The 6,963-nt window shown below is 40.7% G+C and carries 9 protein-coding genes, 1 rRNA gene and 1 pseudogene; 6 read left to right on the top strand and 5 right to left on the bottom strand.

Annotated features, from left to right (window positions below; translation table 11 throughout):
- Positions 1–123 precede the first annotated feature (123 nt).
- Positions 124–411: pseudogene (locus FB6_RS03040) on the top strand (DUF2147 domain-containing protein); the annotation flags it as partial.
- A gap of 61 nt (positions 412–472) precedes the next feature.
- On the opposite strand, the gene FB6_RS03035 reads toward FB6_RS03040, so the two are convergent.
- The 4 genes from FB6_RS03035 to FB6_RS03020 form a co-directional block, all read right to left on the bottom strand.
- A complete protein-coding gene (locus FB6_RS03035) occupies positions 473–1,321 on the bottom strand; it encodes a symmetrical bis(5'-nucleosyl)-tetraphosphatase (RefSeq protein WP_174558583.1) in 849 nt (282 codons plus the stop codon).
- The gene (gene rsmA, locus FB6_RS03030) at positions 1,322–2,134 is read right to left on the bottom strand and encodes a 16S rRNA (adenine(1518)-N(6)/adenine(1519)-N(6))-dimethyltransferase RsmA (protein ID WP_174558582.1); all 813 of its coding nucleotides are present in this window, start codon (positions 2,132–2,134) and stop codon (positions 1,322–1,324) included.
- Between the two features lie 19 nt (positions 2,135–2,153).
- Positions 2,154–3,122 carry a 4-hydroxythreonine-4-phosphate dehydrogenase PdxA gene (gene pdxA / locus FB6_RS03025; RefSeq protein ID WP_174558581.1) on the bottom strand — a complete coding sequence of 323 codons (969 nt, stop codon included), beginning with the start codon at positions 3,120–3,122 and terminating at the stop codon, positions 2,154–2,156.
- Positions 3,123–3,218: 96 nt separating this feature from the next.
- Positions 3,219–3,521, bottom strand: coding sequence for a hypothetical protein (locus tag FB6_RS03020; RefSeq protein ID WP_174558580.1), 303 nt, complete (start codon positions 3,519–3,521; stop codon positions 3,219–3,221).
- Positions 3,522–3,761: 240 nt separating this feature from the next.
- Here FB6_RS03020 and rplM point away from each other — a divergent pair, with 240 nt between their 5' ends.
- The 5 genes from rplM to FB6_RS02995 all read left to right on the top strand — a co-directional run bounded on the left by rplM (position 3,762) and on the right by FB6_RS02995 (position 6,668).
- Entirely contained in the window at positions 3,762–4,190 is a 429-nt protein-coding gene (gene rplM, locus FB6_RS03015; RefSeq protein ID WP_004811299.1) for a 50S ribosomal protein L13, read from the top strand.
- A gap of 12 nt (positions 4,191–4,202) precedes the next feature.
- Entirely contained in the window at positions 4,203–4,589 is a 387-nt protein-coding gene (rpsI, locus tag FB6_RS03010) for a 30S ribosomal protein S9 (protein WP_174558579.1), read from the top strand.
- Between the two features lie 307 nt (positions 4,590–4,896).
- A complete protein-coding gene (locus FB6_RS03005) occupies positions 4,897–5,547 on the top strand; it encodes a glutathione S-transferase N-terminal domain-containing protein (protein WP_174558578.1) in 651 nt (216 codons plus the stop codon).
- Between the two features lie 13 nt (positions 5,548–5,560).
- Positions 5,561–5,992 (top strand): ClpXP protease specificity-enhancing factor, encoded by a 432-nt coding sequence (locus tag FB6_RS03000; protein WP_174558577.1) that lies wholly within the window; start codon positions 5,561–5,563, stop codon positions 5,990–5,992.
- Positions 5,993–6,011: 19 nt separating this feature from the next.
- Entirely contained in the window at positions 6,012–6,668 is a 657-nt protein-coding gene (locus tag FB6_RS02995; protein WP_174558576.1) for a hypothetical protein, read from the top strand.
- 197 nt (positions 6,669–6,865) lie between these two features.
- Here the strand turns inward: FB6_RS02995 and rrf are convergent.
- Positions 6,866–6,963, bottom strand: a 5S ribosomal RNA gene (gene rrf, locus FB6_RS02990); the annotation flags it as partial.

Below are 6,963 nucleotides of genomic sequence, written 5' to 3'. Positions count from 1 at the left end.
TCTAGAGTGAGATGAGTATAGTTCATGATGCAACTTTGACTTTGGTCGGTCGGAAGCAAAATGCTAGCTCATCTTGCTTCCTTCCAATAATTTAATCTCTGTTGCACTTCATTTGAGAATCTAAGAATCATTAAAGTGACTCCTCGACCTGGTTATTCTCCACGAGAAACATGTAATAAATGCCCTGCGCCATATACCAATCAACCAATTTTGGGTATGGAAATTCTCAAAGGTTTAAAACATGTCCCTGGCACCAATAACTATGAAAAAGGTCGTGTTATCGATCCTCTTGCAGGTAAAGTTTATGACGCTAAAATCAAACTGAATGCAACAGGTAAACGTTTAACCATGCGTGCTTCTGTCGGTGTTTCTGCCTTGGGACGCAGCCAGACCTGGATTCGACTGGACTAAAAATTTGAAGCATAAAAAAGCCACATGATGTGGCTTTTTTAGTTTTTGATCAGCTGCAAAGTTACATCATCGGATTATCTACTTTAAAGGATGTCTTATCCTCTAGACGGTAAGCAATCAATTGATGCCCCCAGACACAGCCACCATCGACATTCTGAATCTGTGGATTAATGGTTCTACCCTGTAATGCTGCCCAATGTCCAAAAATCAATTGATGGGTTTTTGCCGCTTTTGAATCGAATTCAAACCAGGGTTTAAAACCATCTGGCATCGGATCATCCAGTGAGTCTTTAAAACTGAACTCCAGTTGCCCGTCTGCATTGGTTAAGCGCATACGGGTCAAATAATTGGTAATACAGCGTAAGCGTGCATTACCTTCCAGATCATCCGACCAGAGCGTCGGTTCTTTGCCGTACATCTCACTCAGGAAAGCATCGACCACAGTAAAATCATCATGTGCAATCACTGCTTCAATTTCTTTGGCCAATTCGGCCGTTTGTGCTGCAGACCACAGACAGGGAATCCCTGCATGCGTCAGAATGGTTTGCTCATTGGGAAATAAACATAACGGTTGTTTGCGTAGCCAGTCAATTAAGTCATCACTATCTATGGCATCTATGACATCACGCGTTTTATCTTTCTCTTTCAGCTCTTTTAAACCACGAGCACAAGCTAAAAGAGTGAGATCATGATTGCCCAGCACTGTTGCAGCCACGCCGCGATCAACAAGTTTTTTGACAAAACGTAATGCACCAATCGAATTTTCGCCGCGTGCCACCAAATCACCGGCAAACCAGATGAAATCCTGATCAGGATCGAAACTGATTTCCTTCAACAAGGCTTTTAAGGCTTCAAAACAGCCTTGCACATCACCAATTACATAATTGTATCGAATGTCTGAGCGTGTCACTTAATCCACCATCTGATCAGATAAGGCAACGAATTGGGCCAAGGTCAAGGTTTCTGGACGCGCCATCGGATCTACACCGGCTTGCTCAAATCCATCTTCTACCAGCATGCCTTTCAAGCTGTTACGCAAAGTTTTACGACGTTGCGTAAAGACATGAGAAACCAAACGTGCCAAGGCTTTTTCATTTTTCGCCACAATCGGTTTAACTGCATAAGGTTCCAAGCGGAACACTGCAGAGGTTACTTTTGGTGGCGGATTGAATGATCCCGGGGGGACCTCAAACAGGAAAGTCGGTTTGCAGTAATACTGAATCATCACCGACAAACGACCATATTCTTTGCTATTTGGCTCTGCGGTGATACGATCCACCACTTCTTTTTGCAGCATGAAGTGCATGTCTTTGACTTTGTCACCAAATTCCAAGAGATGGAACAACAGCGGTGTCGAAATATTATAAGGCAAGTTCCCGACCACACGTAGCGGACGATCTTGCTGAAAGAGTTCAGTAAAATCGTATTTCAACGCATCTGTTTCTACAATGGTTAAACGCTCCGGATGCGGTACACGCCCCGGCAAACCGGCTGCCAAATCACGGTCTAGTTCAATCACGGTTAAGGCATCGCATTCACCAATTAAAGGTGAGGTTAATGCTGCCAGACCTGGACCAATTTCCACGACATTATCACCGGCACGTGGATTCACCGAGCGCACAATTTTGGCAATTACACGTTGGTCATGCAAAAAGTTTTGACCAAAACGCTTGCGCGTGTGATGCCCTTCATCTTTTGGGTTTAAGGCATTAATTTGATACATAAAAGAATTCCAACGTGAATTAATGACGTGCCAGATCAAGGGCTAAATCTACAGCGACATGCAAACTTGAACTTTTCGCCAGTCCAGTACCTGCAAGGGAGAGCGCTGTGCCATGATCTACAGAAGTACGAATAAACGGTAAGCCTAAAGTAATATTGATAGCTTCACCAAAGCCTTGTGATTTTAACACAGGTAAGCCCTGATCGTGATACATGGCCAAAACCGCATCGGCATCTTTTAGATTTTCCGGGGTAAATAAGGTATCGGCAGGAAGGCTTAAACTCATATTAATGCCTTGTGCACGGTACGTTTCCAGCACCGGATTGATCACTTCTATTTCTTCCATGCCCAGATACCCACCCTCACCCGCATGCGGATTCAATCCACACACCAGAATATGAGGATGCTCTATCTTGAATTTGGTTTTTAGATCATGAATTAAAATATCAATCACTTGATGCAAACGTTCTGCCGTAATTGCATCAGCCACATCGCGTAAAGCCAGATGCGTGGTGGCCAAAGCGACCCTTAAAGTCTTGGTCGCCAGCATCATTACGACACGAGGCACACCGGCAAACTCCTGGTAATACTCGGTATGACCACTAAAGTGAATACCGGCATCATTGATCACAGATTTTTGCACAGGCGCTGTTGCCACCCCGACACTTTGACCACGCATGGCATAATCGGCAGAACGTCGTAATTGTTCCAGTACATACGCTGCGTTTTGCGCATTCAGTTCACCTAGAACTACTTCCGCATTTAAGGGAACATGCTCTACATACAGTTGCCCTTGTGCCGAAGATTCTGCTTGTCCTTGATATTCAACCAGTTCAATTTCTACTTTTAATAATTCAGCGCGCTTTTTTAATAGCTTCATGTCCGCCAAGACCACAATGGGGCGCACATCCCTACGATCGGCCAAACTTAAACAAATATCGGGACCAATACCGGCAGGTTCTCCACTGGTGACATATAAAGGAAGCATGATGAACTCTTAAAACTAGATTATTCTTTATAGATAGTATACATCTAGCCAATGAACAATAATTCTCAATTAATCAAATTCAAGCATTCAATGTACTTACAAAATACAAATTTTAGATATTCCTATTACCATCAAGCCCACAACCACACTAAAAGCTGCAAACTTGCAACTAAATTCCATATTCTGCTTAAACTCAGCATCAGATAAGTTACAAAAAATATAACCGGCAATTAAAACTATAAATAAAATAATAATCCAACCTTGAGTAATAACGATTAGAAATAAAAGATTAATTAATGCTGCATCGTACCCCCAAACCACGACAAAAATTCCAATAAAAATAATTAAATATAAAAATGCTATAAGAATACCACTTATAAATTTAGTTAATTTACGCATTATTTCTTATTTCCACTCATTCAATTATTTTTCTTGTTTTACTTAAACTTAATTCTTCTTTTTTCAGACTATAAAATCAACCACTAAAAAGAGACTTTTCTTCAGCCTTAACTTCGATTAAAATATGCCACTTGAAATTTTATATTTTCATTGTGGTTCTCCTGTCTTTCAGGTAGAATTCGGTCTCCTTTTGTTTGGACAGATTCCACCGTCCAAACCAACTATAATAGGTAGTGGTTAATGAAAACTCTCAGCGCTAAGCCAGCTGAAGTTCAACACGACTGGTACGTTGTTGATGCTTCTGGCAAAACTTTAGGTCGTCTTGCGACTGAAATCGCTCGTCGTTTACGCGGTAAGCATAAAACTTCTTATACTCCTCACGTTGACACTGGTGATTACATCGTAGTGATCAATGCTGAACAAGTTCAAGTGACTGGTAAAAAATCACTTGATAAGAAATATTATCGCCATACTGGTTTCCCTGGTGGTATTCGTGAAACTAATTTCGAGAAATTAGTTGCTCACAAACCAGAAGAAATTTTCCAACGCGCTGTAAAAGGCATGTTGCCAAAAGGTCCTCTTGGTTATGCAATGATCAAAAAAATGAAAGTGTACGCTGGTACTGAGCATCCACATACTGCTCAACAGCCACAAGTTTTGGACATCTAAGGGATACAGCACATGGCTACTAACTATGGTACAGGTCGCCGTAAGACCGCAACTGCACGTGTTTTCCTATCAGCTGGTACTGGTAAACTCGTAATTAACAACCGTTCTTTAGAACAATATTTCGGTCGTGAAACTGCTCGTATGGTTGTTCGTCAACCTTTAGAGCTTCTTGAAGCTACTGAAAAATTTGACCTTTACATCACTGTTGCTGGTGGTGGTATCGGTGGTCAAGCTGGCGCTATCCGTCACGGTATTACTCGTGCATTGATCGCTGCTGACGAAACTTTAAAACCTGCTCTTCGCCAAGCTGGTTTCGTTACTCGTGATGCTCGTGAAGTTGAACGTAAGAAACTTGGTTTACGTAAAGCACGTAAACGTCCTCAATTCTCTAAACGTTAATTCGTTTACCGAATCGGACAAAAAGCCTTGGTTTATCCAAGGCTTTTTTATTGGAAAATTTATCTAAATAAACAGACAATACTTTAATTCATAAAATAAACAGCTGTTGCAATTCAAACCTTATTGATTCTATTCATTTTCCAAAAATGCTAAAAAATATAAAGCCTTATACTAAGCTGATTCCTCTAAAAAAAGAGCCATCAATATAAACTTGTCATTGGAGAGTTGTGATTTTTAAAATTCAAAGCCGTGATTTTATGGTCTATTTTTAGTATCCTATCTTATTCACTCGACTTTGTTTTAAATTATGTCCGTCGAAACAGCACCTGCTCAAGGAATTACATTATATAGTCATGCCGATGACTTTCGTTCGCATTGGGTGCGCTATGTCCTGGCAGAGAAGCAAATCAAATATCATCTTATTTTGGTTGATGAAGACGATGAAGATCTCGCAAGCTTGAATCCTTATAATCAACTTCCCATGCTGATTGAAAACGAGTTAAAACTCTTTAATACCGCGATTATTTCCGAATATCTGGATGACCGTTATCGGCAGAACAAACTCTATGCCGATGCCCCTATGCCGCGTGCAGAACAGCGTCAATATATCTGGCGTTTTGAACAAGATTGGTTAAAACTGGCTGACATTATGTTGTGTCATCCAGATAGCTTGAATGCACATGATAAAATGAAAGCACAAAAGCAGCTTAAGGATACCCTCATTTCACTGACCCCCTTATTTCAGCATTTTCCTTTCTTTATGTCTGAAAGCTTTAGCATTTTAGATTGCATGCTGGCCCCCATTTTCCTGCGCTTAAAAGCCATGGGGATTGAATTACCCAAGCAGCATTGCCGTCCTATTCATTTATATTGTCACCGAATTTTTAGTCGTCCTGCATTTGTGAAGTCCTTAACCTTGCAGGAAAAAAATCGCTACAGTGAATTTTTAGTAAATTAGTCGAGCCCTAGCCATGTCTGAACAAGAATTGAATCTTACCCCTACACGCCCCTATTTAGCCCGTGCAATCTATGAATGGATTTGTGACAACAACCTAACGCCATACCTGCTGGTGGATGCCACCCAGCCCAATACCATGGTGCCAGAACAGTTTATTCAAGATGGGCAAATTGTGCTAAATATCGTGCCTCATGCTGTGCATAAATTAAATATGAGCAATGATGCGATTACCTTTTCTGCGCGCTTTGGCGGTGTTTCCCGTGACATCTATGTACCATTAAACGCGGTTATGGGAATTTATGCGCGAGAAAATGGTCAGGGCCTATTCTTTGATCCAAATGAATATGAAGGTACCCAAATTGCTGAAGATACTTTAAAATCAACCACAACTTCAGAAGAACCTGAACAAACAAAGAAAAAACCGAGCCTACGATTATTAGACTAAAATAAAATGGAGTAAGTGAATGGCTTTTGATTTAGTACAATATTTTGCTGAGCAGATTAACAATCAAAAGCCTCAGCTTCTCGAACAATATCCTCGAGAAGATAAAAAAGAATACTTATTAGAAATCAATGCACTGGTATTGGGTAAACTCATTAGCCTTTGGCGTTCTAATGACAATAAAGTTTATCAAGAGATTTCTGCCCCAGATGAACTTTTTATTCAAGAGGTTGCCCGCCATCTCACCACATCTTCCAAAAATCAGTCTACATTGCCTAGAGAAGAGCTGGAACATACGGTCACTGAAATTTTAAGGCTTCATCTAGCCGAACTTAAACAACTAAATGAGATCGGCAATTTAAATATCAGAGGCGTACGAGAGCTGATTCTAGGACAGATTGAACATCTATCCGGCCAGGCTCCTGATTGGGTTTGGTCAGCAAATGAGCTAACAGAATTAAAAGGCTCTAAACCGATGGAGCAAGAAGAGATATCATTAGACTCAACAATGAAGGAGTTTAATCAAATGGTCAGCCAGCAACAACCACATGACGAAGCGAATATCAGCCATGAAGTTGTAAATACCCCTGTTCCAGCATGGTCTAAAATACTTGAACCGATTGTAGCTATCATTATTCTTTGGATTTTATATAGCGCTGCAACCCAAATGTTTAACTAAATATTAAGGTTATTCATTAAAAAAGATCGCCTTTATGGCGATCTTTTTTTACATTGATGAATGAATACAGACTAAATCACATTCATCGATTTTTTTCTAGAAAGCATGAGTGGATCACTCTTATTTTATTATTTTTCTTTCCCTTGCAAAGAAAAAAAATCCCCCTCTGCATAAGCGGAGGGGGATTTCGAATAATGAGCTGGCGATGACTTACTCTCACATGGGTAATCCCACACTACCATCAGCGCTAAGAGGTTTCACTTCTGAGTTCGGGAAGGGATCAGGTGGTTCACTC

Origin of the sequence: Acinetobacter bouvetii, assembly GCF_902753875.1 — a bacterium.
Lineage (GTDB): Bacteria > Pseudomonadota > Gammaproteobacteria > Pseudomonadales > Moraxellaceae > Acinetobacter > Acinetobacter bouvetii_A.
This window is presented reverse-complemented; position numbering and strand designations above follow the sequence as displayed.